The sequence below is a fragment of the Streptomyces sp. SN-593 genome (assembly GCF_016756395.1).
GTDB classification, from domain to species: Bacteria; Actinomycetota; Actinomycetes; order Streptomycetales; family Streptomycetaceae; genus Actinacidiphila; species Actinacidiphila reveromycinica.
Genome location: NZ_AP018365.1, coordinates 6850524 through 6876495, shown reverse-complemented (window position 1 = coordinate 6876495; position 25972 = coordinate 6850524). Strand labels below are relative to the sequence as shown.

The following is a 25972-nucleotide window of genomic DNA, read 5'->3' as shown; positions in this document are numbered from 1 at the left end:
TGCTCCGGCCACCACCCGGTGTCCTCCTGGGCGCGCGGTTCTCCGCGACCCCGGGTGCCGGCCCATGCGCCGCACACCGGCCTGACGGTGCACCGCGGCCGAGCGCGCGGTTCTCCGCGGCCCTGCGCACCTTGCCCCTCCCTCCGGGGCGTACCTGCGCCTCCTTCCGGGGCGTACCTGCGCCTCCTTCCGGGCCGACGCACGAATCCCCGCGACCCCTGAGGGGCGGCCCTCCGTGGGGGCCGCACGCACTCAGGGGCGCGGGGAAGGGCACGACCAGCAGCCCACCGGGCAGGTGGTCCCGGAATCGAGGGCAGGGCGCCCGGGAGGGACGGCTCGGGCCGTCCGCAGCAACCGGCAGGAGCCGGCCAGGGCCTGTCCGGCGGATCCCGCCGCTAGGCCCTAGTCGGCGTGGCCGAGTTGGAGGTCCCGCTCGGTGCGACCGCCCCCGGCGACCTGGAGGACCGTGGCCACCGGCGGGTACCCCGCGGCGATGACGGTGTACTCCCCCGCCGCCAGGTCGACGAAGCGGAAGTGGCCGTCCGCGCCGGTGGTGACGGAGTCCACCACGTTCCCGGCGGCGTCGAGGAGGGTGACCCGGGCGTCCTCCACGAGACGGCCGCCGGGTGCGCGCACGATGCCGCGCAGCGAGGCCCCGCCGGCCAGTTCGACGTCCTGCCGGGTCTCGCGCGACGCCTGGACGGTGACGGGGAGCGCGGCCGGCCGGTAGGCGGGCGCGCTGGCCGCGAGGGTGTACTCCCCCGCGACGAGGTCGGTGAGCGTGTAGACGCCCTCGCGCCCGCTGCGCGAGGTGGCCACCACGTCGCCTCGCACGTCGGTGAGCGTGACGATCGCGTCCCGTACCGGGGTGCCGTCGGCGGTGTGCACGGTGCCGGCCAGCCGGCCGGCGCCGCCGAGCACCACGTCGAGCTCGACCGGGTGTTCGCCGACGGCGACGGTGACGGCCTGCGGCTGGTGCCCGCCGGCCGCGGCGATCAGGACGTAGCTGCCGGGCCCGGGGGTGCTCAGGGCGTACCTGCCGTCCTCGGCGGTGGCACCGCGGCCGACCTGGCGGCCGGAGCCGTCGATCAGGGTCAGTGCGGCGCGGCCGACGGTGGTGCCGTCGGAGTGCTGGACGGTGCCGCAGACGGGGACGCCGCCCTGGCCGCGCCGGGCGCCGGGCACCGGGGAGTCGGGGGCGGGCCCGCCGGGGGCGATCGTGGCGGTCGCGGGCCCCGCGCCGTACACGGGGTCGTGGCCGGACTCGTAGGGGGATTCGTACCCGGGGTCGAATCCGGGTTCGTACGCCGCCTGAGCGGCCGGGCCGTGCTGGGTCACCAGGGGTTTCTCCTTGAGCAGGAAGGTGATGAGGAAGCCGAGGACGAGGACCGGCACCAGGTAGAGGAAGATCCGCGGCATGGCGTCGGAGTACGCGTGCACGTATCCGTCGCGCAGGGGCGCGGGCAGGGTGCGGACCAGTTGGGGGGTGACCGACTCGGGGTCGGGCAGTCGCACGCCGTGCGGCAGGTCGGCGGCGAGCTGGTGGCTGAGCCGGTTGGCGAACAGGGTGCCGAAGACCGCGGCGCCGACCGAGCCGCCGATCTGCCGGAAGTAGTTGTTGGCGCTGGTCGCGGAGCCGATGTCGGCGGGCCGGACCGAGTTCTGCACGGCGAGCACCAGGACCGGCAGGATCATGCCGATGCCGAGGCCGAGCACCGCCATGTAGGCGCTGTACTCGGGGCGTCCGGTGTCGGCGTCCAGCCGGGACAGCAGGTACATGCCGATCGCGGACAGCGCGCTGCCCACCATCGGGAAGATCTTGTAGCGGCCGGTGCGGCTGATGAGCTGGCCGCCTCCGATGGAGGCGACCACGACGCCGAGCATCATCGGGAGCATGAGCAGCCCCGAGCCGGTGGCGCTGGCGCCGTCGACCATCTGGAGGAAGGTCGGCAGGTAGCTGGCGGCGCCGAAGAGCGCGACGCCGACCACGGCGCCGATCAGCGCCGAGGTGTTGAACACCCCGTCGCGGAACAGCCGCAGCGGGATGACGGGTTCGGCGGCGAACCGCTCCACGAGCGCGAAGAGCAGCACGCACACGACGGTGCCCGCGCCGAGACCGAGGATCTCCTTCGACCGCCAGCCGTAGGTGGAACCGCCCCAGGTGGTCAGCAGCACCAGGCAGGTCGAGCCGGCCGCCAGCAGCAGGGCCCCCAGCACGTCCAGCCGCGGCCGCGAGGCCGGTTTGGGCAGCTTGAGCACCAGGCTGACCACGAGGAGGGTGACCAGGCCGAAGGGCACGTTGATCGAGAAGCACCAGCGCCAGGAGGCGTGGTCGGTGAAGAAGCCGCCCAGCAGCGGTCCGGCGACCGACGCGACGCCGAAGGCGGCGCCGATCAGACCCATGTACCGGCCGCGTTCGCGGGGCGGCACGATGTCGGCCATGATCGCCTGCACGCCGATCATGAGTCCGCCGCCGCCGATGCCCTGGACCGCGCGGAAGGCGATCAGCTCGTTCATGGTCTGGGACCAGGCGGCGAGTGCCGAGCCGATCACGAAGGTCAGGATCGCGAACTGGAAGACGCTCTTGCGGCCGAGCAGGTCGCCGAGCTTCCCGTAGATCGGCAGGCCGATGGTGGACGCGAGCAGGTAGGCGGTGACGACCCAGGACATCCGGTCCAGGCCGTGCAGCTCGCCGACGATCTTGGGCAGCGCCGTCGCCACGATCATCTGGTCCAGGGCGGCCAGCAGCAGGGCGAGCATCAGCCCCACGAAGACCAGCCGGAGTTGGCGCGGGGTGAGGGTGCCCCGCACTCCGGCCGGGCCGGCGGCCGACCCTTCGGGCGGCTCGGCCGCACCGCCCTCCGGGCCGCCCGCCGGCCCGCCGACCGGTGCCTGCACCGGCCCGCCCTCGCCCAGGACTTCGTCCGGGCGGGGTTCCCCCAGTCGCTCGATCAGTGTGCCGCCGCTCACTGCCACTCCCCTCGTCCCACCTGTTCCACCACCGTCTCCCGCCATGAGGCGACAACGACGGACGGACCCGGGGAGTCTCAGGAAGTTGCGGAAACCACCCTTATCGGTGAATGACCGCGAAACCGGGCGAGTACCGCCGGAGTTACTGCTCCACCTCGGCGGCGAGCTTGGCGAGCACCTCGCCGTGGATGGCGTTGAGGCCCTTGGGGGCGAACGTCCGCTCGAAGAAGCCGCCGACGCCGGTGGCGCCCTGCCACACGGTCGCGTTGACCACCTTGCTGCGCCCCTCGCCGGCCGGGGCGACGGTCCAGGTGGTCACCATCGAGGAGTTGCGGTCGGTCTCGACGAGCTGCCCGGGGGCGGGTGCGGTCACGTCGAAGAGGCAGTCGCGCACCCGCTTGCTGGTGGCCTGGAGCCTCCAGTGCACGACGGTGCCCGCGCCCTCGCCGCCCTCGCGGACCTCGTACTCGCTGTACTGACCGGGCAGGACCCGGCCGCGGGTGCCGGCGTAGTCGGCCAGGGCGGCGAACACCCGCTCCGGCTCCGCCGCGACGATCCGCTCCGTGGTGGCCTCGACCAGCGCCATGACTTCTCCTCGGGTCCATGCCCCTGCGGGCATCGGGGTGCTTGCTGCGCGTGTGCGTCACGCGACACACCAGCCAACCACACTCGCTTATCGAAAATCTGTTCTATTGTGGACGGCGAGGGCGGCCACGGGACCGCCGGTGGGGGCCGGACGACGGAAGGAGGGCGCGATGCGCTGGGACGGGCTGGACGCCGAGGGCTCCGCGGGTGCGCTCTTCGGGACCTCGGCGGTGACGACACGCACGTTCGACACCCCCGAGTTCCGGGGCATCACCTTCCACGAGGTGCGGGCCCGCTCGATCCTCAACCGGGTGCCGGGCACCTCGCGGATGCGGTTCGAGTGGACGGTCAACCCCTACCGCGGCTGCTCGCACGCCTGTGTCTACTGCTTCGCCCGCAAGACGCACAGCTACCTGGACCTGGACACCGGCCACGACTTCGACTCGCAGATCGTGGTGAAGGTCAACGCCCCGGAGCTGCTGCGCCGCGAGCTGGCCGCGCCCCGCTGGCAGGGCGACCACGTCGCCATGGGCACCAACGTGGACTGCTACCAGCGGGCCGAGGGCCGCTACCAGCTCATGCCCGGCATCCTCACCGCCCTGCGCGACCGGGCGAACCCCTTCTCGATCCTCACCAAGGGCTCCCTCATCCTGCGGGACCTCGAACTGGTGCGGCAGGCCGCGAGCGTCACCGATGTGTCCGTCGCACTGTCGATCGGCTTCCTGGACGGCGAGCTGTGGCGCAGCGTCGAACCGGGCACGCCTTCCCCCGAGACGCGCCTGGCGGTCTGCCGCACCCTCAGTGAGAACGGCATACCCACGGGGGTGCTGATGGCACCGGTGCTGCCCTTCCTCAGCGACTCCCCCGAGCAGTTGCGTGCGGCGGTACGGGCGATCGCCGCGGCCGGCGCCACCTCGGTGACGCCGCTGGTGCTGCACCTGCGTCCGGGCGCGCGGGAGTGGTACACCGCGTGGCTGCGGCGGCACCACCCCCACCTGGTACGGCGCTACGAAGCGCTGTACGCGGGCGGCTCGTACGCGCCGAAGTGGTACCAGCGGCAGGTCACCCGGCAGGTGCACGAGTTCGCGGCGGAGTTCGGCTGCGGCCCGGCGCGGCTCGGGGCGGCGCGAGGCCGGACCACGGCCGGGAACGGGGTCGGCGTCGGGGACGGGGCCAGCGTCGGGGACGGGGCCGGCGTCGGGGACGGGGCCGGCGTCGGGGACGGGGCGGAGCGGGAGCCGCCGGCCGGAGCGCCGGGGACGGCGCCGCCGGAGAACACGCAGCTCACCTTGATGTGACGCGCCCTTTAGAATGCGGCCCATGCTGCGGATCAGGGCGATGGGCGAGCCGGACGTGGCGGACGTCTCGGCGATCCGCGTCCTGGGCTGGCGGCACGCCTACGCCGGACTGCTGCCGCAGGGCTACCTCGACGCGATGGACCCGGCCGAGGACGCCGCGCGGCGCCGGGAGTGGCTCGCGCGGTCGGCGGGGCGGGTGCACAACCTGGTCGCCGAGGAGGCCGCGCCCGACGGCACCGCGTCCCTGGTCGGATGGGCGGCCTTCGGGCCCTACCGCGGGGAGGACACCGGCGCGGCGGTCGGCGAGCTGTACGCGCTGTACGTGCGGCCGGACCGGATCGGCACCGGCACCGGGCGCGCGCTCACCGCGGAGGCGATCCGCCGCTCGGCCGAACTCGGCCGCACCCGGCTCGCGTTGTGGGTCCTGACCGGCAACGCGCGGGCGCGCCGCTTCTACGCCGCCGCGGGCTTCCGGCCCGACGGCGCGACCATGACGGAGCTGTACGACGGCGTCCCGGTCGAGGAGACCCGCTACACCCGCGCGCTCGGGTAGCGCCCAGGAGCGGCAGCTCCGCCCGGGTCCTGGTCCCCCCTACACCCGCGCGCTCGGGTAGCACCCCGCCCGGACCGCCCACGCCCGCACGCGGCACCCGGAGCCGAGACCGCACCAGAAGCCGGAACCACATCCGCACCCGCCTCCCGCTCATCTGTCGCGCGCGGAAATCACATGCGCGAAAGGCTGGCGGTCAAGTTACTCACGGGTTACAGTCGGAGGACACGCACGGCGGCCGGTGAACCGGCCGCTCTGCGGCTGCCGTTGTCGGTTCGGCACTTCGCGGCGTGGCCCCGGGACAGGGCCCGCCGACTCGCGCGGGCGCGCACTCGCACCTTCTCCTGCGGTCAGGCCCGCGGCTCCACTCATCCCTCTGCCGTGCGCCCGCGCGTTGCGCGGCGCGGCTCTCGCCATCCCTGGAGTCACGCGATGGACCGTCCCACCGCCTCTGCCCCGACCGACCCGACCGCCGGCGCCGCTTCCGCGCCCTCCCCCCGGCCCGGGGAACACCCCGGCGCGGCATCCGCCTCCGCCTCCGGCTCCGGCTGCGAACCGCCCGTCCTGCCCGCCGTGGTGGCCGTGGTCGGCCTGGGCACCATGGGCACCGGCATCGCCGAGGTGCTCGCCTGCGCCGGCCACGAGGTGGTCGGCATCGACACCGACGCCGCCGCCGCCCGCCGCGCCGTCGCCGCGCTGGAGGCACGCACCGTCCACCTGGTCGAGCGCGGCCGGCTGAGCATGGCCGAACGGGCCGACGTGCTCGCGCGGTTCCGCACCTTCCCCGAACTGCGGGCGGCCGCGGCGGCCGACCTGGTGATCGAGGTGGTCTCCGAGCGCTATGACGTCAAGCGCGAGGTGTTCACCAGGCTGGACCGCGTCGTCAAGCCGGAGGCGATCCTCGCGACCGGCACCAACGCGCTGTCGGTGACACGCCTGGCGGCCGAGACCGGCCGGCCCGACCGCGTGCTCGGCCTGCACTTCTTCGCGCCCGCGCAGGCGATGAAGCTGGTCGAGGTGGTCTCCACGGTGCTCACGGCGCCCGAGGCGACCCGCGCGGTGACCGCGCTGGTGCGCAGCCTGGACAAGGAGCCGGTTCCGGTCGGCGACCGCGCGGGCTTCATCGCGGACGGCCTGCTGTTCGGCTACCTGAACCAGGCCGCGGCGATGTACGAGGCGCGGTACGCCACCCGGGAGGGCATCGACGCGGCGATGCGGCTGGGCTGCGGGCTGCCGATGGGCCCGCTGGCGCTGCTCGACCTGATCGGCGTGGACACCGCCACCACGGTCCTGGAGGCGATGTACGAGGCGAGCCGGGACCGGCTGCACGCGCCCGCGCCGGTGCTGCGGCAGCTCACCGCGGCCGGGCTGCTGGGGCGCAAGTCCGGGCGCGGCTTCTACCGCTACGACGCCCCCGGTTCCGGCACGGTGGTGCCGGACGCCGAGACGCCGGGCGAGCGGAGCGGCGGCGCCCGCGGCCGTACGGTCCGCTCGGTCGGGGTGGCGGGCTCCGGCACCATGGCCACCGGCATCGCCGAGGTCTTCGCGAAGGCCGGGTTCGAGGTGGCGCTGGCGGCCAGGAGCCCGGAGAAGGCGCGGCAGGCGGTGGAGCGGCTGGCGGCCTCGCTTGACCGGTCGGTGGCCAAGGGGCGGATCACGCCGGAGCAGCGCGACGCGGCGGTGGCGCGGGTGACGCCGTCGGGGTCGTACGACGCGTTCGCCGGCGCCGACCTCGTGGTGGAGGCGGTGGCGGAGGACCTGTACGTGAAGCAGGAGCTGTTCCGGGTGCTGGACAAGGTGTGCCGGCCGGGCGCGGTGCTGGCGACCACCACGTCCTCGCTGCCGGTGGTGGCGGTCGCGCGGGCCACCGGGCGGCCCCAGGACGTGGTGGGGCTGCACTTCTTCAACCCGGCGCCGGCGATGAAGCTGGTCGAGGTGGTGCGCACGGTGCTGACCGCGGACGACGTGGTGGCGACGGCACACGAGGTGAGCGGGGCGCTGCGCAAGCACCCGGTGGACTGCGGCGACCGGGCCGGCTTCATCGTGAACGCGCTGCTCTTCCCGTACCTGAACAACGCGGTGAAGATGGTGCAGGACCACTACGCGACCGTGGACGCGATCGACGCCGCGATGAAGCTGGGCGGCGGCTACCCGATGGGCCCCTTCGAACTCCTGGACGTGGTCGGCCTGGACGTCTCCCTGGCGATCGAGCAGGTGCTGCACGACGAGTTCCGCGATCCGGGCCTCGCCCCGGCGCCGCTGCTGGAGCACCTGGTCTCGGCGGGCTGTCTCGGGCGCAAGACCGGCCGCGGCTTCCGCGAGTACGCCTCGCGCCCTTCCACCGCCGCCGGCGGGTCGTCGGGGCGGCCGAAGGGATGATCCGTCGATCACCGGCGACCGTACGTGTTACGTTCCCCGCATGCCCCAGAGTGTGAAGTCCGCCACCGAGACCGCGAGCGGCCGCCGCGCGGCCGCCCAGCGCCAACGGGTACGGCAGGACATCGCGTCAGCGGCCATGAGGCTGTTCGCGACCCAGGGCTACGAAGCCACCACCGTCGACGAGATCGCCGCCAGCGCCGGGGTGGCCCGGCGCACCTTCTTCCGGCACTTCCGGTCGAAGGAGGAGGCGATCTTCCCGGACCACGACGACACCCTGGTCCGGGTGCAGGCGGTGCTGGACTCCGCCGATCCGCACGAACACCCGCTGGACACGGTCTGCCGCGGCATCACCGAGGTGCTGCGGATGTACGCGAACATGCCCGAGGTGTCGGTCGAGCGCTACCGGCTGACCCGTGAGGTGCCCACCCTGCGGGAGCGGGAGATCGCCTCGGTGGCCCGGTACGAGCGACTGTTCACCCGCTACCTGCTGGGCCACTTCGACGAGGGGGCGCACCGCGACGGCGACGACGACCCGCTGCTCGCGGAGGTCGCCGCCTCCGCGGTGGTGGCCGCCCACAACCACGTGCTGCGGCGCTGGCTGCGGGCGGACGGCAAGGGCGACGTCGAGGCGCAGCTCGACCACGCCTTCGACGTGATCAAGGCGACCTTCGGCACCGGGATCGGGGCGGGGCGGATACCCTCCCGGGCCGGCACCGGCGGCACCACGGCCGTCTCCCGGCAGGGCGAGGTGGTGGTCGCGGTGGCCCGCACGGACGCCTCCCCAGCGGAGATCCTGCGCAGCATCGAGGAGGTGCTGCGCAAGGCGTAGCGCCTGTCCGCACCCCGCGCGAGGACCCGTCCGGTCCTGCCGCGGCCCCGGCCGTCCGGAGTGTCTCCGGGCGGCCGTCGGCGTTCCCGGGGCGGACGGCGGCGTTCCCGGGGCGGACGGCGCCCGCGTTGCTCATCGGTGACGCCCGGGCGACACTTGAGAAAAAATACTGGCACGCAGTGTCTTTACGGCTGGCACGCAGTGCCATACCGTATCCGTAGTCCGGGCACCTGTCCCCCAGGCCCGGGCCGAATCCCCTTCTGTGCGCCGAACCGACGACGGCACCTCCATCCCATCGACACAGCGTTCCCCGCTCGGGCGCTGCCGCGAGACGCGCGGCGACGCCCGATACGCTCCGCCGGAGGCGAGCCACATGACGACGAGTTCCACGAGGGAAGTCCTGGACGTGATCCAGGCACCGGATGCCACCGCCGCCGACTTCGCGGCCCTGCCGCTGCCCGCGTCGTACCGGGCGGTGACCGTGCACAAGGACGAGGCGGGGATGTTCGCCGGACTGGAGTCCCGCGACAAGGACCCGCGCAAGTCGCTCCACCTGGACGAGGTCCCGGTGCCCGAACTCGGCCCGGGAGAGGCCCTGGTGGCCGTCATGGCCAGCTCGGTCAACTACAACTCGGTGTGGACCTCGATCTTCGAGCCGGTCTCCACCTTCGGCTTCCTGGAGCGGTACGGCCGCACCTCGCCGCTCGCCGCCCGGCACGACCTGCCCTACCACGTGATCGGCTCCGACCTGGCCGGCGTGGTGCTGCGCACCGGTCCCGGCGTGAACAAGTGGCATCCCGGCGACCGGGTGGTGGCGCACTGCCTGAGCGTCGAACTGGAGTCGGCCGACGGCCACGACGACACCATGCTCGACCCGGAGCAGCGGATCTGGGGCTTCGAGACGAACTTCGGCGGGCTGGCGGAGATCGCGCTGGTCAAGGCGAACCAGCTGATGCCCAAGCCGGCGCACCTGTCCTGGGAGGAGGCCGCCGCACCCGGGCTGGTCAACTCCACCGCCTACCGGCAGCTGGTCTCCCGCAACGGCGCCGGCATGAAGCAGGGCGACAACGTGCTCATCTGGGGCGCGAGCGGCGGACTGGGGTCGTACGCCACGCAGTTCGCGCTGGCCGGCGGCGCCAACCCGGTCTGCGTGGTCAGCAGCCCGCAGAAGGCCGAGATCTGCCGGCGGATGGGCGCCGAGGCGGTCATCGACCGGTCGGCCGAGGGGTACCGGTTCTGGAAGGACGACCGGCACCAGGACCCGCGCGAGTGGAAGCGTTTCGGCGGCAGGATCAGGGAGTTGACCGGCGGCGAGGACGTCGACATCGTCTTCGAGCACCCCGGCCGCGAGACGTTCGGCGCGTCGGTCTACGTCGCGCGCAAAGGGGGGACCATCGTCACCTGCGCCTCCACCAGCGGCTACACCCACGAGTACGACAACCGCTACCTGTGGATGAGCCTGAAGCGGATCGTCGGCTCGCACTTCGCCAACTACCGCGAGGCGTGGGAGGCCAACCGCCTGATCGCCAAGGGGAGGATCCACCCGACGCTGTCGAGGACCTACCGGCTGGAGGACACCGGCCAGGCCGCGTACGACGTGCACCGCAACCTCCACCAGGGCAAGGTCGGCGTGCTCGCGCTCGCCCCGCGCGAGGGCCTGGGCGTCACCGACCCCGAGCTGCGCGCCCGCCACCTGCCGGCCATCAACCGCTTCAAGGACGCGTGAGGCGGTCACATGACGTACCACCAGAACCCGCAGGCCGACGCGACGAAAACGGCACCCCCGGAGGCGAGCGAGCCGGGAAGGCAGCGCGACCGGCCGTGGCTGATGCGGACCTATGCCGGGCACTCCAGCGCCGAGGCGTCCAACGCGCTGTACCGGCGGAACCTCGCCAAGGGGCAGACCGGTCTGTCGGTGGCGTTCGACCTGCCGACGCAGACCGGCTACGACCCCGACCACGTGCTGGCCCTCGGCGAGGTCGGCCGGGTCGGCGTGCCGATATCCCATCTGGGCGACATGCGGCGGCTGTTCGAGGACATCCCGCTGGAGCGCATGAACACCTCGATGACGATCAACGCCACCGCGATGTGGATGCTCGCGCTGCTCCAGGTCGTCGCCGAGGAGCAGGGCGCCGACATCGCCACGCTCCAGGGCACCACGCAGAACGACATCGTCAAGGAGTACCTGTCCCGCGGCACCCACGTCTTTCCGCCCGGCCCCTCGCTGCGGCTGACCACGGACATGATCACGTACGCGGTGAACCACATCCCCAAGTGGAACCCGATCAACATCTGCAGCTACCACCTCCAGGAGGCCGGGGCGACCCCGGTCCAGGAGATCGCGTACGCGATGTCCACCGCGATCGCCGTGCTGGACGCGGTGTTCGCGTCCGGCCGGATCCCGGAGGAGCGGCACGGCGACGTGGTCGCGCGGATCTCGTTCTTCGTGAACGCGGGCGTCCGGTTCGTCGAGGAGATGTGCAAGATGCGCGCCTTCGGCCGGATCTGGGACGACGTCACCCGCGAGCGGTACGGGGTGCGGAACCCCAGGCAGCGCCGTTTCCGGTACGGCGTGCAGGTCAACTCGCTCGGACTCACCGAGGCCCAGCCGGAGAACAACGTCCAGCGCATCGTGCTGGAGATGCTGGCCGTCACGCTGTCGAAGGACGCCCGCGCCCGCGCGGTGCAACTGCCCGCCTGGAACGAGGCGCTGGGCCTGCCCCGGCCCTGGGACCAGCAGTGGAGCCTGCGCATCCAGCAGGTGCTGGCGCACGAGAGCGACCTGCTGGAGTACGACGACATCTTCGCCGGCAGCCACGTGGTCGAGGCGAAGGTCGGCGAACTGGTCGAGCAGGCCACCGCGGAGATGGCGCACATCGCCGAACTGGGCGGCGTGATGGCCGCGGTGGAGTCCGGTTACCTCAAGTCGCAACTGGTCGCCTCGCACGCGGAGCGGCGGGCGCGGATCGAGTCCGGCGCGGAGAAGATCGTCGGCGTCAACATCCACGAGTCCACCGAGCCCAACCCGCTCACCGCGGACCTGGACCGGGCGATCATGACGGTGGACCCGGCGGGCGAGGCCCGGGTGGTGGCCGCGCTGCACGACTGGCGGCTGTCCCGGGACCAGCCGCGGGTGGACAAGGCGCTCGTCACCCTGCGGGGCGCCGCGGCCGGTGCGGAGAACCTGATGCCCGCCACCCTGGAGTGCGCGCGGGCCGGGGTGACGACCGGCGAGTGGGCCTCGGCGCTGCGCGACGTGTTCGGCGAGTTCCGCGCGCCCACCGGGGTGAGCGGCGCCCCGGTCGCGGTGAGCGCCGAGGCGAGCGGCGAACTCGCGGACGTACGGCGGAAGGTGGCCGCGACCGCGGCCGAACTCGGCGGCGGACGGCTGCGGCTGCTGGTCGGCAAGCCGGGCCTGGACGGGCACTCCAACGGCGCCGAGCAGATCGCGGTGCGCGCCCGCGACGCCGGCTTCGAGGTGGTCTACCAGGGGATCAGGCTGACCCCCGAGCAGATCGTCTCCGCGGCGGTCGCCGAGGACGTGCACTGCGTGGGCCTGTCGATCCTGTCCGGGTCGCACGCGGCCCTGGTGCCGGACGTGCTCGGCCGGCTGCGGCGGGCCGGGGTGGACGACATCCCGGTGATCGTCGGCGGCATCATCCCGGCCGCGGACGCGGCGGACCTGCGGGCGGCCGGCGTGGCGGCCGTCTTCACGCCGAAGGACTTCGGCATCACCGGGATCATCGGCCGGATCGTGGACGAGATCCGCCGAGCGAACAAGCTGGAGGTATGACTGTGCAGTTCGGGCGCACCTACGAGGAGTTCGAGGTCGGCGCGGTCTACCGGCACTGGCCCGGCAAGACGGTCACCGAGTACGACGACCACCTCTTCTGCCTCCTCACCATGAACCACCACCCGCTCCACCTGGACGCGCACTACGCCGGGAACACCACGGACTTCGGCCGCAACGTGGTGGTCGGCAACTACGTCTACTCGCTGCTGCTGGGCATGTCCGTGCCCGACGTGTCGGGGAAGGCGATCGCCAACCTGGAGGTCGAGTCGCTGCGGCACGTGGCACCCACCTTCCACGGCGACACCGTCTACGGCGAGACGACCGTGCTCGGCAAGCGGCCGTCGAAGTCGAAGGACGACCGCGGCATCGTCGAGGTGGAGACCCGCGGCTACAAGCAGGACGGCACCCTGGTCTGCGTCTTCCGCCGCAAGGTGATGGTGCCGACCGCCGCGTACGTCGAGGAGCGCGGGGGCGAGCAGCCCGGCCGCCCCGAACCCGCCGGCACCGATGCCGGCACCGCCACCGGCACCGATGCCGGCACCGACTCCCGGGGAGGGAAGTGACATGGCCGACCGCCTCGCGCAGACCGATGGCCTGACCGACGTCCAGCAGGAGATCCTCGCCACGGTGCGCTCCTTCGTCGACAAGGAGATCCTGCCGGTCGCGACCGAGCTGGAGCACCAGGACGCCTACCCGACCGAGATCGTCGCGGGCCTGAAGGAGCTGGGCATCTTCGGTCTGATGATCCCCGAGGAGTACGGCGGGCTCGGCGAGTCGCTGCTGACCTACGCCCTCACGGTGGAGGAGATCGCCCGCGGCTGGATGAGCGTGTCCGGCATCATCAACACGCACTTCATCGTCGCCTACATGATCAAGCAGCACGGCACGCAGGAGCAGAAGGACTACTTCCTGCCGAAGATGGCCACCGGCGACGTACGCGGAGCGTTCTCGATGTCGGAGCCGGGGCTCGGCTCCGACGTGTCCGCGATCCGCACGAAGGCGGTCCGGGAGGGCGACGCCTACGTCCTCAACGGCCAGAAGATGTGGCTCACCAACGGCGGCTCGGCCAACCTCGTGGCCGTGCTGTGCCGCACCGACGAGGGCCGGCCGGCGGACGCGCCCGCGCACCGGTCGATGACCACCTTCCTGATCGAGAAGGAGCCGGGCTTCGGCCCGAACCCGAAGGTCTCCGGGCTGACCGTGCCCGGCAAGATCGAGAAGATGGGGTACAAGGGCGTCGACACCACCGAGCTGATCCTCCAGGACGTCCGCATCCCGGCCGACCGGGTGCTCGGCGGGACCGGCGGCCGCGGCTTCTACCAGATGATGGACGGCGTCGAGGTGGGCCGGGTGAACGTCGCCGCGCGCGGCTGCGGGGTCGCCCGCCGCGCCTTCGAGCTGGGCATCTCCTACGCGCAGCAGCGGTCCACCTTCGGCCGGCCGATCGCGCAGCACCAGGCGATCCAGTTCAAGCTGGCCGAGATGGCCACCAAGGTCGAGGCCGCCCACCAGCTCATGGTGAACGCCGCCCGCAAGAAGGACTCCGGCGAGCGGAACGACCTGGAGGCGGGCATGGCCAAATATCTCGCCTCCGAGTACTGCAAGGAGGTCGTCGAGGACGCCTTCCGCATCCACGGCGGGTACGGCTTCTCCAAGGAATACGAGATCGAGCGGCTGTACCGCGAGGCTCCCATGCTGCTGATCGGCGAGGGGACCGCCGAGATCCAGAAAATGATCATCGGGAGGCGGCTGTTGGAGGAGTACCGTGTCCAAGGATGAATGCCCGTGTTCGCGGCGGTTTTCCTGAGATGAGGGTCACACTGCGTGAAGGCCGGGGACACGGGAACCAGCCATCGACTCGCCCATCAGCTTGCCGAGTTGCCGGTGTCAGCCGATACCATCAGTGAAAGCCGCCGTCCCCAGAAGCATTTCGCGGCACCCTCCGCTACGAAGGTCTTCCATGCCCCACAGCCAGTCCTCTGCACCTCGCCGCCGGGTCGGTCTCGCGCGCGGAGCGTCGCCTTGGCTCCTGCCGACCGCGGCCACGGCGGCCGTCGGCCTGCTGCGTGCCCGCCGCTCCGGACGCTGGGCCGCGGTGGCCGTCCCCGCCACCGTGCTCACGGCCGGCATGCTGTGGTTCTTCCGCGACCCAGAGCGGAAGATCACCGAGGGCGGGGTGGTCTCCCCCGCCGACGGCGTGGTCCAGAGCGTCATGCCGTGGAAGGACGGGCGCACCCGCGTCGCGATCTTCATGAGCCCGCTGAACGTCCACGTGAACCGCGCCCCGCTCAGCGGCACGGTCACCTCCGTCGAGCACGTCCCCGGCGGCTTCGTTCCGGCGTTCAACAAGGAGAGCGAGAACAACGAGCGGGTGGTCTGGCACTTCGACACCGAGATCGGTGACGTCGAGGTGATCCAGATCGCGGGCGCCGTGGCCCGGCGGATCGTGCCGTACGTGCCGCGCGGCTGCAAGGTCGAGCAGGGCGAGCGGATCGGGCTGATCCGCTTCGGCTCCCGGGTGGACGTCTACCTGCCGGAAGGCGTGGGCTCCGCGGTCGAGGTCGGCGAGACCATGACGGCTGGGGTGACGCGTCTTGACCGTGACTGAGCACGAGACGCACAGCAACTGGGTCAGCGAGATCGAGGAGCAGGACGACGACCTGCCCCTGTCCACCCGGCTGTCGATCGCGGACGCGCTGACGCTGGGCAACGCGATCTGCGGCTTCATGGCCGTCTACTTCACCACCACCGGCGTCCTCGTCCCGCACCTGATGGGGCACGGCGACAGCGCGATGTCCAAGCACAGCGCGGCCAACGCGGTGACGCTGATGCTGATGGCGTCGGTCTTCGACCTCTTCGACGGGCTGGTCGCGCGCAAGCTGCGCAGCTCGGCGATGGGCGCCGAGCTGGACAACCTCTCGGACCTGATCAGCTTCGGGCTCGCACCGGCCTACTTCGTCGTGGTGTGGGGCATCGTCACCGACGACGCGCACGGCAAGGTGGCCGCCGCCGCGGCGGTGCTCGTGGTCCTCGCGGTGGTGCTGCGGCTGGCCCGCTTCTCCTGCACCACGCTGCGGGACGGGGTCTTCCAGGGGATGCCGAGCCCGTTCGGGGCGATGACCGTGGTGTCGCTGGTGCTGCTGGAGCTGCCCTTCGTGCCGACCGTGCTGGCGATCGTCGGGGTGGCGTGGCTGATGGTGAGCCGCGTCGAGTACCCCAAGCCGCGCGGGCGGCTGGCGCTGGTCACGTTCTGCTGGACGCTGGTCAGCATGGGGTGCCTGGCCGCCTGGACCCTGGACATTCCCGGTGGGCACCAGCTCCTCCAGGCCGGATGCGCCCTCCAGTGCGTGGCCGCGGCCACGATTCCCGGGTTCGCGACCACCCGCCGGGTGAACACGTTCCGTGCCAACCGTCGTGAGCGCGCCACCGCGCGCTGAGCGCTCCCGGGCCCCTGGCCGTGTGCGGCTCCTTCCGGGTGGAAGGGGCCGCACAGTCGTTCCGGGCCCTGGGCGAGGGTCAGACGGCGAGGGTCAGACGAGGAGGTCCCGGGCGAGGGTGGCGGCGGCGCGGCGCAGCAGCGGGCCCGCCTCGGCCATGCAGCGCCGGACGTCGGGCTCCAGCTCGGCCAGCGGGTAGGCGCGGGAGATCCCGGCCCCCGCCAGTTCCCCGGGCGAGAGGGCGAGCCGACCGCACACCGCGACCACCTCGATCCCACGGGCGCGGGCCGCCGCCGCGACCCCGACCGGCGCCTTGCCGTGGAGCGTCTGGGCGTCGAGGGAGCCCTCGCCGGTGATGACGAGGTCGGCCCGGTCGAGCGCGGCGGCGAACCCGAGGACGTCGAGGAGGACCTCGATCCCGGGCCGGAAGGACGCGCGCAGCCCGACGAGGGCGCCGTAGCCCATCCCGCCGGCCGCCCCGGCACCGGGCGCGTCGGCGGCGGCGAGCGCCCCGCCGCCCAGGGCGGCCCCGAGCACGGCGGCGTACTGGCCGAGCGCACCGTCGAGGAGGGCCACCTCCTGCGCGGAGGCGCCCTTCTGCGGCCCGTAGACCGCCGCGGCGCCCTGGGGCCCGCGCAGCGGGTTGTCCACGTCGCCGGCCAGCACGATGTCCGCTCCGGCCAGCCGCGCGTCCAGCCCCGACAGGTCCGCGGTCGCGAGCGCGGCGAGCGCGGCGCCGCCGGGCGCGACGGGCACGCCCTCGGCGTCCAGCAGCCGCGCGCCGAGCGCGGCGAGCATGCCGGCGCCGCCGTCGGTGGTGGCGCTGCCGCCGACCCCGAGCACGACGGTGCGGGCCCCGGCGTCGAGCGCGGCGCGCAGCAGCTCACCGGTGCCGTAGGTGGTGGCGGTGAGCGGCGCGAAGACCCCCGGAGGCAGGTGCCGCAGTCCGGACGCCTCGGCCATCTCGACCACCGCGGTGTCCCCGCGCAGCGCGTACGCCGCCTCGACCGGCTCCCCGAGCGGGCCGGTCACCCGCGCGGTGCGGCGCTCGAAGCCGCCGGCGACCGCCGCGTCCACCGTGCCGTCGCCGCCGTCGGCCACGGGCAGCGACGTCACCGTCACACCGGGTGCGACCTGGTGCAGCCCGGCGGTGACGTGGGCGGCCACCTCGACCGCGGTCAGCGAGCCCTTGAACTTGTCCGCGGCGACGAGGACGTGCCCCGCCTGCCGCCGTCGTGCGTCGGACACGTGCAATCTCCTGATCCGAAACGGAACGTCGCGCCAGTTCCGGACCTTATCCCACCTGCGGCGCCCGCCCCGTAGGTTGGGGCGTATGACCACCGACTACGCCGCGTACATCGCCTCGCTGCCCAAGATCCTGGCCAGTGCCAACACCCTGTTCCGGTCCGCCGACGGCCGGGTGCTGCTGGTCGAGCCGAACTACCGGGACGACGGCACCTGGACGCTGCCGGGCGGCACCATCGAGTCGGACCAGGGCGAGAACCCGCGGCAGGGCGCCCACCGCGAGACGCTGGAGGAGATCGGCCTGGACGTGCCGCCCGGCGCGCTGCTCGCGGTCGACTGGATCGGCGGGACCGGGCGGCCGCCGCTGGCGATCTACCTGTACGACGGCGGGGTGCTCGACGACCGGCAACTGGCCGCGATCAGGCTCCAGGAGGAGGAACTGGACTCCTGGCGGCTGGTCGCGCCCGAGGACCTGGAGCAGTACCTGTACGCGAACGGCGCTCGCCGCGTCCGCGCCGGGCTGGCCGCGCTGGCGGCGGGCACCGGCACCGTGGAACTGGTCAACGGCGACCCGGCGGTGCAGGCCGGCCCGCAGGGGAGTTGACCGCGGACGCGGTCCGGGTTCACGCCCGGGGGATGTCGAAGAAGTAGGTCAGGCCGCCCGCCAGCCGGATGTCGCCCTTCACCTTCAGCTTGCGGGTGAAGAACAGGGTGGGGCCCGAGGCGTTGCCCGAGACGAGCCTGAGGAACTCCGGCGCGGCCATGGTGAGGCTCAACTGCGGGGTGCGGTCGGTGCGTTCGGAGGTCACGGTGCAGGCGCCCTGCGCGATGTGCGTCTCGTAGACGTCGTCGCCGTCACCCGGCTCGGTGCCGCTGCCGGTGATCCGCCAGCGGATCAGGGCGTCCCGACCGCCGGCCGCCTCGGGCTTGAACTGGGTGTGCATCCGGCCGAACACCTCGTCCAGCACCCGCCGGCGCTGCGGTCCGGCCATCAGCTCGGCGAGCCGGCGGCCGGGCAGCCCCTTCACGATCCGGGCGAACTCCCGCGGCTCCACGGCCCCGAAGTCCAACGCCTCCAGGTCGAGATCATCAAGTGCGGCCATGGATCTGCCTCTTCCTGACTTCGGAGTAACCTTACCGGCGAGTAAGATTAGTGAACCGCCTCTCAACTGGCAAGGGTTACGGAAATGGGACGGGACATCCGTGCACCCACCGACCTAAGATTCTGCGCACGGGGGGACGACGGCTTTTCGCTTGGCGACGGCCATATGGCGTCGGCGTTGCTCCGCGAGGGAGCGGGGTGGCAGACCCCGGCCCTGCCACCACAGCGACAGAAGGCGGAAAGTCCCATGGCGGAACGGCAGTACCTCGGGCACGGCACCAACACGTCCTGGGAGAAGTTCTGGTACGTCCTCGGCTGCATCTACTTCGGGGTGTACTACCTCGCCAAGGTGCCGGCGAAGAAGGCGCTCAGCGAGTACGGCCTGGTCCAGATGACCGGCGCAGAGCAGTTCTGGTACGTGATCCTGTGCATATTCGGCGGCAGCGGCTACCTCAGCAAGGTCATCTTCAAGCGCGCGCTGTCCGAGGTGCGCGACCCCGCCGCCGCCTTCCCGGGAGCCGGCCAGCCGCAGCTCGGCTACCAGCAGCAGGGGTATCAGCAGGGCTACCAGCAGCCGGCCCCCGGCTACGGCGCCCCGCAGCAGGGCTACCCTCAGCAGCCCGGCGCCCAGCCCGGCCAGGGCTACGGCTACCCGAGCGCCTGACCGAGCCCGTCCCGGCTCCCGGCCCCCCCGCTCCCCGCTCCCCAGCCAGGGACAAGCTCTCCCTGGCTGGGGACGGCGCCGCAGGGCATGGTGGAGGGGTGGACCGATCCGAGCTGGCCGACTTCCTGCGCCGGTGCCGCACCCGCCTCTCCCCCGCCGACGTGGGGCTCTCCGAGGGGCCGCGGCGACGTACCCCCGGGCTGCGCCGCGAGGAGGTGGCGCAACTCGCCGGCATGTCCACCGACCACTACACGCGGCTGGAGCAGGCCCGGGGCTCGCACCCCTCGCGCCAGATGCTCGCCGCCGTCGCCCGGGCCCTGCGGCTGTCCGGTGACGAACGGGACCACCTCTTCCACCTCGCCGGGGAGGAGCCCCCGCGAGGCGGCCGCCCGGCCACGGAGCACGTCCGCCCCGGACTGCTGCTCGTGCTCGACCGGCTGACCGACACCCCCGCGCAGGTGCTGAGCGACATCGGCGACGTGCTGGCGCAGAACGCGATGGCCAAGGCGCTGCACGGCGACGCGTCCGCCCGGCCCGAGGCACAACGCAACATCACACGGCGCTATTTCACCGATCCCGCGGCCCGGGACCGCTTCCCGGCCGAGGACCGCGACCGCGCCGCCCGCGCGGCGGTGGCCGACCTGCGCGCCACGTTCGCCCGCCGTCCGGACGACCCGCGGCTGACCGCGCTGGTGCGCGAACTGCGGCAGCGCAGCGAGGAGTTCGCGGCGATGTGGGACGACCACCAGGTCGCCGTACGACGCAGCGACGTCAAACGCCTCCTGCACCCGGTGGTCGGACTGCTGGAACTGGACTGCGAGGTGCTGCTCAACCCGGAGCACGACCAGCGGCTGGTGATCTACACCGCCCGCCCCGGCAGCGAGTCCCGTGAGCGGCTGGAGCTGCTGCGGGTGGTCGGCCTCCAGCAGCTCACCCTCGGCTGAGCCCGGCCGCGCCGCCAGGGTCTGTCTGACCGTCCCCGGCGCAGGCGCGTTGCCGCGCCGCACGCGCGCCGGGCCGTTACGGTGAGGCGGTGAGCGCGGCACGGCGGACGGGGCAGGGCGGGACGCGGCGGGAGGGTGCGCCCGGCGCGGCGGACCGGGCCCGGCGGATGCACCCGGCGAAGCGGCTGGTACTCGGCGTCGTCGGCGGTCTGCTGCTGCTCGTCGGGCTGGCCCTGCTGGTGCTGCCGGGGCCGGGAATGCTGCTGGTGCTGGCCGGACTGGTGCTGCTCTCGCGCGCGGTGCCCGCGGTGGCCCGCTTCGAGGAACCGGTGCGGGTCCGGGCCATGCAGGGCGTCGAGGCGAGCGTCGCCTCCCCCTGGCGGATCGCCGGCACGGCGCTGGCCGGGCTCGCGCTGATCGGCGCCGGGGTGGTGTGGGGCGCCCGGCTGGTGCCGCGGCTGCCGTTCGGCGGCTGGAGCACCGGCTCCAGCCTGATCCTCTCCGGCCTGGTGCTGCTCGGTCTGCTGGCGTGGAGCTACCGCCGGACCCACCGCGCCTGACCGCCCGCCCCGCACCACCCGCGACCCGCTCCCCCGCCGACCGCCGACGCGCCACGGCTACGGCTACGGCTACGGCTACGGCTACGGCTACGGCTACGGCTACGGCTACGAACGCGCCGCGGCCCGCCGCAGGTGCCGCAGCACCGCCTTCGCCGCGTTGTGGCCGCTCATGCCGTGCACGCCCGGCCCGGGCGGGGTCGCCGCCGAGCACAGGAAGACCCCGGGGCGCCGCGTGGCGTACGGGATCGCGGCCAGCCGCGGCCGCAGCACCGTCTGGAGCCCGGAGAACGCGCCGCACGCGATGTCGCCCTCCACGTAGTTGGCGTTGCGGGCGGCGAGGCCGGCGGGGCCGGTCACCGCGCGGGCCAGCACCAGATCGCGGAAGCCGGGCGCGAACCGTTCGATCTGCCGCTCGACGGCGTCGGTCGCGTCGCCGTGCCAGCCGCGCGGGACATGGGCGTACGCCCAGAAGACGTGCTTGCCCTCCGGCGCGCGCGAGGGGTCGACCACGGTCGGCTGGGAGGTGATGAGGAAGGGCGTCTGCGGCGGGCGGCCGGTGACGGCGCGGTCGAGGGCGTCGCCGATCTCCGTGTAGGTGGGGCCGACGTGCACCGTTCCGGCCTCGCGGGCGGCGGGCGCGGTCCACGGCACGGGGCCGTCCAGCGCGTAGTCGATCTTGAAGACGGAGGGACCGTGGCGGTAGCCGCGGTAGGCGTCGCCGAGCGCGGCGATCCGGGCCAGCGCGGAGGGCGAGGTGTCGAACACGTAGGCGCGGGCCGGCGGGAGCTCGTCGAGCTTGCGCACGGTCACGCCGGTGGTGACGGCGCCGCCGAGTTCGGTGAGGTGCGCCGCGAGGGCGTCGCTGATCGCCTGGGAGCCGCCGCGCGCCACCGGCCAGCCGCGTTCGTGGGCGGCCAGGGCGAACATCATCGCCATGGCGCCGGTGAGCGGTTCGCGGAGCCGGGCGATGGCGTGCCCGGCCAGGCCCGCGAGCAGAGCCCGGGCCTTCGCGTCGTGGAACCTCAGCGCCAGCACCCCGACCGGGGGCAGCCCGGTGAGCCCGAACCGGGCGAAGCGGTAGGGGTCCTTGGGCAGCCCGGACCACGGCGGCCGGAAGAAGTCCGCCGCCAGGGTCTCCCAGTGGCCGACATACGGAGCGAGCAGCTTGCGGTAGGCGGGGGCGTCGCGCGGCCCGAGCGAGGCCGCGGTCTCGCCGACCGTACGGCCCAGCACGGCCGCGGTGCCGTCGGGGAAGGGGTGCGCCATCGGCACCCGCGGCTGGAGCCACTCCAGCCCGTGCCGGGCCAGCGGCAGCGCGCTGAAGACGGGCGAGCCGATGCCGAACGGGTGCACCGCCGAACAGGGGTCGTGCCGGAAACCGGGAAGCGTCAACTCCTCGGTGCGGGCGCCGCCGCCGACCGTGTCGGCCGCCTCGTAGACCTGCACGGACAGGCCGGCGCGGGCGAGTTCGACCGCGGCGGTCAGCCCGTTCGGGCCGGCTCCGACCACGACGGCGTCGGCGACCACCGCCCGGCTCACCGCGTGCCGCCTTCCCGGCCGGCGGCCTCCGCGCGCTCGGTCCCCCGTGCGTCCGCGGCGAAGCCGACGCCCAGGGTGCTCATCACGCGCCGGGCGGTCGCCGCGTCGCGGGCCACCGTGAAGGGCAGCCGGTTGCCGCCGGGCACGCGGAACGGCTCGCCGGCAGGCGTCAGGCTCGCGCCGCCCGCCTCCGAGACCAGCAGCAGCCCCGCGGAGTGGTCCCAGGGCGCCTCCCAGAAGAAGGCCACCCCGTCCGCGATCCCGCGGGCGACCTCCAGGTAGGCCAGGCCCGCGCTGGTGGTGCAGGGGACCGTCTCGACACCGGCCTGCTCCAGGCGGGCCAGCGCGGCGCGCTCCTCGTCGTGGCGGAAGACCGGGTTGGAGATCCATATCCGCAGCGGCTCGCGGTCGGCGGCGGTCCGCAGCCGCTCCCCGTCGAGGTACGCGCCCTGCCCGCGCCGGGCGGTGGCGAACAGGCCCAACTGCGGGGCGTACGTCCAGGAGGCGACCGGCTCGCCGCCGCGGACCAGGCTCACCAGCGTGGAGAAGCCCTCGTCGCCACGGACGAACGCCGAGGTGCCGTCGACCGGGTCGACCACCCACACCGGGGCGTCGCCGCGCAGCAGTTCCAGCAGCGACGGGTCCGCGGCGACGGCCTCCTCGCCGACCACGACCGACCCCGGCAGCAGGGCGGGCAGCCGCTCGGTGAGGGCTTCCTCCGCACGCCGGTCGGCGGTGGTGACCAGGTCGTGCGGGCCGTGCTTCTCGACGATGTCGCCCGCGGCCAGGCGCCGCCAGCGCGGGGTGACTTCCGCCGCGACGACGTCCCTGACGGTCTCCTCGACCACGGCCATGAACGCGTCGTCCGGAGCCGGCCCGACCACACCTGCATCGTTGCCCATGGCCCCTATCCAACCAGAGAACGGGCCGCCGCCAGGGTCCCGGTCGCGTTCCCGCCTCCCGCCCGCGCACGGCCCGCCCGCCGCCTGTCCGCTGCCTGTCCGCCGCCCGGACACCGCCCGGCGCCAGGGAGGGGTCCGCTCAGGCGCGGCGGCCTCGGACCCCGCCGTGCACCAGGTCGGCCGAGACCTCCCAGAGCCGTTCGGCGAGGGCGGGATCGCGCGCCCACGCCTTGACGCCGTGGGGGTGCCGCGCGAGCTCCGCGTCGTCCGGCACCGTGTATGCCTCCTGGCAGTCGTCGAGGTAGTGGCCGCCGGATCGGGCGAACTCGGGGGACACCGCCGCGACCAGAGTGGTGGCCGCTCCCTGCGCGACCGTCTTGTAGGTGAAGACGCCGGCGGCCTCGGCCGCGTCCAGTGACGCCCGCTGCCGCGGCGTGAAGTTCCGTTGCAGTCCGGTGGCCACGCCGCCGGGGTTCACGGCGTTGGCCACGACCCCGTCCGACGCCCACCGCCGGGTGGCCTCGACGGCGAACAGGGAGTTGGCCGTCTTCGACTGGGCGTAGGCGGTCTGCGGGTCGTAGGCGCGGCGGACGAAGTGGAGGTCGTCGAAGTCCACGCCCGACCGCATGTGCGCCGTCGAGCTGACCGCGACGATCCGCGCGCCGTCGCGCTCGGACGCGCCCCGCGCCAGGGCGCGGTGCAGGCCGGTGGCGAGGGCGAAGTGGCCGAGGTGGTTGGTGGCGAACTGCGCCTCCCAGCCCTCGGCGGTCCGTTCGAGGCCGCCGGTCACCACGCCCGCGTTGTCGACCAGGAGGTGCAGCGGGCCGGTCCACCCGTCGGCGAACCGCGTGACGCTCGCCCGGTCGGCCAGGTCGAGCCGCGCGACCCGGGGGCGCGCTCCCCCGGTCGCCCTGCCGACGGACTCGGCGGCGGCGTCACCCGCGGCCGGGTTCCGGACCGCGAGGGTGACCTCCGCGCCGGCCGAGGCCAGCGCGCGGGCCGTCTCGAACCCGATGCCGGAGGACGCGCCCGTCACGATCGCGCGCAGGCCCGTCAGGTCCCGGCCGCGGAGCACGTCGTCGGCGGTGCTGGCAGCGGTGAAGGGAGTGGTGATCAGTCGTGGCTCGGTCATGTACGCACTATACGTACTGGACCTTGTTTGTATAGTTCGGGCACTTCTCGTAACCTCGCTCCATGAGCAGCCCTGATGCCGACCGGCCGCCGGCGGAGCGCGGCGCGACCCCGGCGGCCGGCGACGCCCGCCGGCGGAGCGCGGTGCTCGACGCGGCCCTGCCGACGTTCGCGCGGTTCGGGTACCGGAAGACCTCGATGGAGGAGGTGGCGCGGGCGGCGCACATCTCCCGCCCGGGGCTCTACTTCCTCTTCTCCTCCAAGGAGGCGCTGTTCCGGGCCGCGGTCACCCAGCTCCTGGAACGGGACCTTGCCGCGGTCGAACGGATCCTGGCCGACAACGGGCGCCCCCTCCCCGAGCGCCTCGTCGGCGCGTTCGACCAGTGGGCGGGCCGCTACGTCGGCCCCCTGGCGCGCGACGTCCGCGACGTCGTCGACGCCCACCCCGACCTGCTCGGCGACATCGCCCGGACCGCGCCGCGCCGCTTCGAGGACCTCCTCACCGACGCGCTCGCCGCGGGGCCGGACCGCGACGCGGCGCCCGACGTCGCGCGGACGATGATCAGCGCGTCGATCGGCCTGAAGCACCAGGCGTCCTCGCGGGAGTTCTTCGTGGCGCGCATGAGGGTCGCCGTGGAACTCCTGACCCGCTGACCGTCACTCCCTCCCCCGGACCCCCTCTTCGTATATCGTATTCTCGACATCGGGTCAGGGTGGACGGGACCGACGCTCCACCGCACCCGGCAGCCTTGGTGACGCGGGCCGGCGGCGCACCGGTCACCGGTCGACGGAGGGACGCGGATGACTACCCGTATGCCGGGACCGGACCCGGGGAGCACGGCCCCAGCGGCGTTCGGCGCCCTGCCTCCCGGCCCGGACAGAGTGACCGACTACGTCTTCGACCTGATCCGGACCGCGATCATCGACAAGTCCCTCCCCCCGGGGAGCGCCGTCGTGGAGAGCGACCTGGCCACCCGGCTCAACGTCAGCAAGACCCCGGTGCGCGAGTCGATGATCCGGCTCAAGGAACTGGGGCTGCTGGAGACGGTCGGGCGCCGCCTGCGGGTGGTGACGCCGTCGCCGCAGCGGATCAGGGAGGCGTACGAGTTCCGGGTCTGCCTCGAACCGCAGTGCGCCCAACTCGCGGCGGAGCGCGCCTCGCCGGAGCAGGCCGCCGACCTGCTCTCCGGGGCCGAGCGGGGCGTCGTCGTGGCGGACACCCGCGGCACGCTCGGCTTCTACGACGCCGGGTACGAGTTCCACCGGCGGGTGGCCGCCGCCTCCGGCAACAGCCTGCTCGGCGGCGCCGTGCGCCGCAGCCACCTCTACACCCTGACGCTCACCCGTCGGGACACCCACGGGCCGATAGACCAGCCCGGACACGCCGACGACCACCTGGCCATCGCGCAGGCGATCGGCGAGGGCGACGGCGGGCGGGCCTTCGACCTGATGGAGCGGCACCTGCAGTCCCTGCTCGTCTCCGCCCTGGAGCGGATCGGGGACGAGTGACCCGCCCCGGCCCGGCGCCCCGCCCGACCGGGGCGCGGGTCGGATTTCTCGCGTGACCAGCGGCCGGACGACGGACGGGCCCCGCCGGCCGGGTTAACCGGCCGCGGGCGGGGAGTTCCGGGCCGGGTGACGCGGGCGCGACCCGGGCCGCGCCCCGGCCGCCGCCGATGACACCGGCGCGGCCCGCCACCGGCTGTCCGACCCGCACCCCTCGCCCTTCTTCACCCTTCTCGATCCGCGGTACGCCGTTCAGTGTCCGCCGTCCGCCGGACGGAGGTCGCCGGCCTCAGGTCGCCGGCCGGCACGACCGGACCGTTCTCTTCTCCCGCACGGGAGCGCCGCCCCGAGACCCGGGGCGGACGACGTACTCCCGTGTCCTTCCAGCACGTGGCGCCCCACGCGCCGCCCGCCCTCCCGGCGGCACAGGCCGCGGTCCCCCGTCCGCCGGCCTCGGCCCGCGGCGGAGCGGCCGTGCGCCGAAGCGCCCCAGCGCGCGGAGGCACGGGCGAGCCGTGGGGCGCCCCTACCCAAGGGA

23 protein-coding genes are annotated in these 25972 nt (G+C 73.5%); 16 read left to right on the top strand and 7 right to left on the bottom strand.

Going from position 1 to position 25972, the window contains the following annotated elements; all coding sequences use genetic code 11:
* Positions 1-402: 402 nt before the first annotated feature.
* Positions 403-3015, bottom strand: coding sequence for an MFS transporter (locus RVR_RS29445; RefSeq protein WP_430393194.1), 2613 nt, complete (start codon positions 3013-3015; stop codon positions 403-405).
* Between the two features lie 97 nt (positions 3016-3112).
* On the bottom strand, positions 3113-3556 hold the full coding sequence (locus tag RVR_RS29440; RefSeq protein WP_202236941.1) for an SRPBCC family protein: 444 nt from the start codon (positions 3554-3556) through the stop codon (positions 3113-3115).
* 169 nt (positions 3557-3725) lie between these two features.
* Here RVR_RS29440 and RVR_RS29435 point away from each other — a divergent pair, with 169 nt between their 5' ends.
* From RVR_RS29435 to pssA, 10 genes are all read left to right on the top strand, one after another.
* On the top strand, positions 3726-4853 hold the full coding sequence (locus tag RVR_RS29435; RefSeq protein ID WP_202236940.1) for an Rv2578c family radical SAM protein: 1128 nt from the start codon (positions 3726-3728) through the stop codon (positions 4851-4853).
* A 22-nt stretch (positions 4854-4875) separates the two neighbouring features.
* Positions 4876-5406 (top strand): GNAT family N-acetyltransferase, encoded by a 531-nt coding sequence (locus RVR_RS29430; protein WP_237405033.1) that lies wholly within the window; start codon positions 4876-4878, stop codon positions 5404-5406.
* A 597-nt stretch (positions 5407-6003) separates the two neighbouring features.
* Entirely contained in the window at positions 6004-7782 is a 1779-nt protein-coding gene (locus tag RVR_RS29425; RefSeq protein WP_237405432.1) for a 3-hydroxyacyl-CoA dehydrogenase family protein, read from the top strand.
* Positions 7783-7822: 40 nt separating this feature from the next.
* Positions 7823-8611 carry a TetR family transcriptional regulator gene (locus tag RVR_RS29420; RefSeq protein ID WP_202236938.1) on the top strand — a complete coding sequence of 263 codons (789 nt, stop codon included), beginning with the start codon at positions 7823-7825 and terminating at the stop codon, positions 8609-8611.
* 373 nt (positions 8612-8984) lie between these two features.
* On the top strand, positions 8985-10337 hold the full coding sequence (gene ccrA / locus RVR_RS29415) for a crotonyl-CoA carboxylase/reductase (protein ID WP_202236937.1): 1353 nt from the start codon (positions 8985-8987) through the stop codon (positions 10335-10337).
* A gap of 9 nt (positions 10338-10346) precedes the next feature.
* Positions 10347-12404 (top strand): protein meaA, encoded by a 2058-nt coding sequence (locus tag RVR_RS29410; RefSeq protein ID WP_202236936.1) that lies wholly within the window; start codon positions 10347-10349, stop codon positions 12402-12404.
* A 2-nt stretch (positions 12405-12406) separates the two neighbouring features.
* Complete coding sequence (locus RVR_RS29405; protein ID WP_202239351.1) at positions 12407-12967, top strand: MaoC family dehydratase; 561 nt, start codon at positions 12407-12409, stop codon at positions 12965-12967.
* Between the two features lies 1 nt (position 12968).
* Complete coding sequence (locus tag RVR_RS29400; protein ID WP_202236935.1) at positions 12969-14183, top strand: acyl-CoA dehydrogenase family protein; 1215 nt, start codon at positions 12969-12971, stop codon at positions 14181-14183.
* A 181-nt stretch (positions 14184-14364) separates the two neighbouring features.
* Complete coding sequence (locus tag RVR_RS29395; protein WP_202236934.1) at positions 14365-15012, top strand: phosphatidylserine decarboxylase; 648 nt, start codon at positions 14365-14367, stop codon at positions 15010-15012.
* Complete coding sequence (gene pssA / locus RVR_RS29390) at positions 14999-15841, top strand: CDP-diacylglycerol--serine O-phosphatidyltransferase (RefSeq protein ID WP_202236933.1); 843 nt, start codon at positions 14999-15001, stop codon at positions 15839-15841. Before RVR_RS29395 ends, pssA begins: the two co-directional genes overlap by 14 nt.
* 93 nt (positions 15842-15934) lie before the next feature.
* Here the strand turns inward: pssA and RVR_RS29385 are convergent, their stop codons facing one another.
* Positions 15935-17089, bottom strand: coding sequence for a glycerate kinase (locus RVR_RS29385; protein ID WP_202236932.1), 1155 nt, complete (start codon positions 17087-17089; stop codon positions 15935-15937).
* Between the two features lie 85 nt (positions 17090-17174).
* On the opposite strand from RVR_RS29385, the gene RVR_RS29380 reads away from it, so the two are divergent.
* Positions 17175-17690 carry an NUDIX domain-containing protein gene (locus RVR_RS29380; protein WP_202236931.1) on the top strand — a complete coding sequence of 172 codons (516 nt, stop codon included), beginning with the start codon at positions 17175-17177 and terminating at the stop codon, positions 17688-17690.
* A 19-nt stretch (positions 17691-17709) separates the two neighbouring features.
* On the opposite strand, the gene RVR_RS29375 is transcribed toward RVR_RS29380, so the two are convergent.
* Positions 17710-18189 carry an SCP2 sterol-binding domain-containing protein gene (locus tag RVR_RS29375; protein WP_202236930.1) on the bottom strand — a complete coding sequence of 160 codons (480 nt, stop codon included), beginning with the start codon at positions 18187-18189 and terminating at the stop codon, positions 17710-17712.
* A 246-nt stretch (positions 18190-18435) separates the two neighbouring features.
* On the opposite strand from RVR_RS29375, the gene RVR_RS29370 reads away from it, so the two are divergent.
* The 3 genes from RVR_RS29370 to RVR_RS29360 all read left to right on the top strand — a co-directional run bounded on the left by RVR_RS29370 (position 18436) and on the right by RVR_RS29360 (position 20356).
* Positions 18436-18852 carry a hypothetical protein gene (locus RVR_RS29370; protein WP_202236929.1) on the top strand — a complete coding sequence of 139 codons (417 nt, stop codon included), beginning with the start codon at positions 18436-18438 and terminating at the stop codon, positions 18850-18852.
* Between the two features lie 98 nt (positions 18853-18950).
* Positions 18951-19796, top strand: a complete 846-nt coding sequence (locus RVR_RS29365; protein ID WP_202236928.1) for a helix-turn-helix transcriptional regulator — start codon at positions 18951-18953, stop codon at positions 19794-19796.
* 89 nt (positions 19797-19885) lie between these two features.
* Complete coding sequence (locus tag RVR_RS29360; RefSeq protein WP_237405032.1) at positions 19886-20356, top strand: PGPGW domain-containing protein; 471 nt, start codon at positions 19886-19888, stop codon at positions 20354-20356.
* 105 nt (positions 20357-20461) lie between these two features.
* Here RVR_RS29360 and RVR_RS29355 read toward each other — a convergent pair whose 3' ends face one another.
* From RVR_RS29355 to RVR_RS29345, 3 genes are all read right to left on the bottom strand, one after another.
* Entirely contained in the window at positions 20462-21895 is a 1434-nt protein-coding gene (locus RVR_RS29355; protein ID WP_202236927.1) for a phytoene desaturase family protein, read from the bottom strand.
* Positions 21892-22797, bottom strand: a complete 906-nt coding sequence (locus RVR_RS29350; RefSeq protein WP_202236926.1) for an inositol monophosphatase family protein — start codon at positions 22795-22797, stop codon at positions 21892-21894. The genes RVR_RS29355 and RVR_RS29350 overlap by 4 nt, the downstream gene beginning before the upstream one ends.
* Before the next feature lie 139 nt (positions 22798-22936).
* The gene (locus RVR_RS29345) at positions 22937-23929 is read right to left on the bottom strand and encodes an SDR family NAD(P)-dependent oxidoreductase (protein ID WP_202236925.1); all 993 of its coding nucleotides are present in this window, start codon (positions 23927-23929) and stop codon (positions 22937-22939) included.
* A gap of 62 nt (positions 23930-23991) precedes the next feature.
* On the opposite strand from RVR_RS29345, the gene RVR_RS29340 reads away from it, so the two are divergent.
* Positions 23992-24582, top strand: coding sequence for a TetR/AcrR family transcriptional regulator (locus RVR_RS29340; RefSeq protein WP_202236924.1), 591 nt, complete (start codon positions 23992-23994; stop codon positions 24580-24582).
* A 147-nt stretch (positions 24583-24729) separates the two neighbouring features.
* The gene (locus RVR_RS29335) at positions 24730-25437 is read left to right on the top strand and encodes a GntR family transcriptional regulator (RefSeq protein ID WP_202236923.1); all 708 of its coding nucleotides are present in this window, start codon (positions 24730-24732) and stop codon (positions 25435-25437) included.
* Positions 25438-25972: the final 535 nt, after the last annotated feature.

Excerpts from the sequence above, each read along its gene's own strand:
- RVR_RS29445 (WP_430393194.1), bottom strand. The coding sequence starts at position 3,015 with ATGGCGGGAGACGGTGGTGGAACAGGTGGGACGAGGGGAGTGGCAGTG.
- RVR_RS29440 (WP_202236941.1), bottom strand. The coding sequence starts at position 3,556 with ATGGCGCTGGTCGAGGCCACCACGGAGCGGATCGTCGCGGCGGAGCCG.
- RVR_RS29435 (WP_202236940.1), top strand. The coding sequence starts at position 3,726 with ATGCGCTGGGACGGGCTGGACGCCGAGGGCTCCGCGGGTGCGCTCTTC.
- RVR_RS29430 (WP_237405033.1), top strand. The coding sequence starts at position 4,876 with ATGCTGCGGATCAGGGCGATGGGCGAGCCGGACGTGGCGGACGTCTCG.
- RVR_RS29425 (WP_237405432.1), top strand. The coding sequence starts at position 6,004 with ATGGGCACCGGCATCGCCGAGGTGCTCGCCTGCGCCGGCCACGAGGTG.
- RVR_RS29420 (WP_202236938.1), top strand. The coding sequence starts at position 7,823 with ATGCCCCAGAGTGTGAAGTCCGCCACCGAGACCGCGAGCGGCCGCCGC.
- ccrA (WP_202236937.1), top strand. The coding sequence starts at position 8,985 with ATGACGACGAGTTCCACGAGGGAAGTCCTGGACGTGATCCAGGCACCG.
- RVR_RS29410 (WP_202236936.1), top strand. The coding sequence starts at position 10,347 with ATGACGTACCACCAGAACCCGCAGGCCGACGCGACGAAAACGGCACCC.
- RVR_RS29400 (WP_202236935.1), top strand. The coding sequence starts at position 12,969 with ATGGCCGACCGCCTCGCGCAGACCGATGGCCTGACCGACGTCCAGCAG.
- RVR_RS29395 (WP_202236934.1), top strand. The coding sequence starts at position 14,365 with ATGCCCCACAGCCAGTCCTCTGCACCTCGCCGCCGGGTCGGTCTCGCG.
- RVR_RS29380 (WP_202236931.1), top strand. The coding sequence starts at position 17,175 with ATGACCACCGACTACGCCGCGTACATCGCCTCGCTGCCCAAGATCCTG.
- RVR_RS29375 (WP_202236930.1), bottom strand. The coding sequence starts at position 18,189 with ATGGCCGCACTTGATGATCTCGACCTGGAGGCGTTGGACTTCGGGGCC.
- RVR_RS29370 (WP_202236929.1), top strand. The coding sequence starts at position 18,436 with ATGGCGGAACGGCAGTACCTCGGGCACGGCACCAACACGTCCTGGGAG.
- RVR_RS29350 (WP_202236926.1), bottom strand. The coding sequence starts at position 22,797 with ATGGGCAACGATGCAGGTGTGGTCGGGCCGGCTCCGGACGACGCGTTC.
- RVR_RS29345 (WP_202236925.1), bottom strand. The coding sequence starts at position 23,929 with ATGACCGAGCCACGACTGATCACCACTCCCTTCACCGCTGCCAGCACC.
- RVR_RS29340 (WP_202236924.1), top strand. The coding sequence starts at position 23,992 with ATGAGCAGCCCTGATGCCGACCGGCCGCCGGCGGAGCGCGGCGCGACC.
- RVR_RS29335 (WP_202236923.1), top strand. The coding sequence starts at position 24,730 with ATGACTACCCGTATGCCGGGACCGGACCCGGGGAGCACGGCCCCAGCG.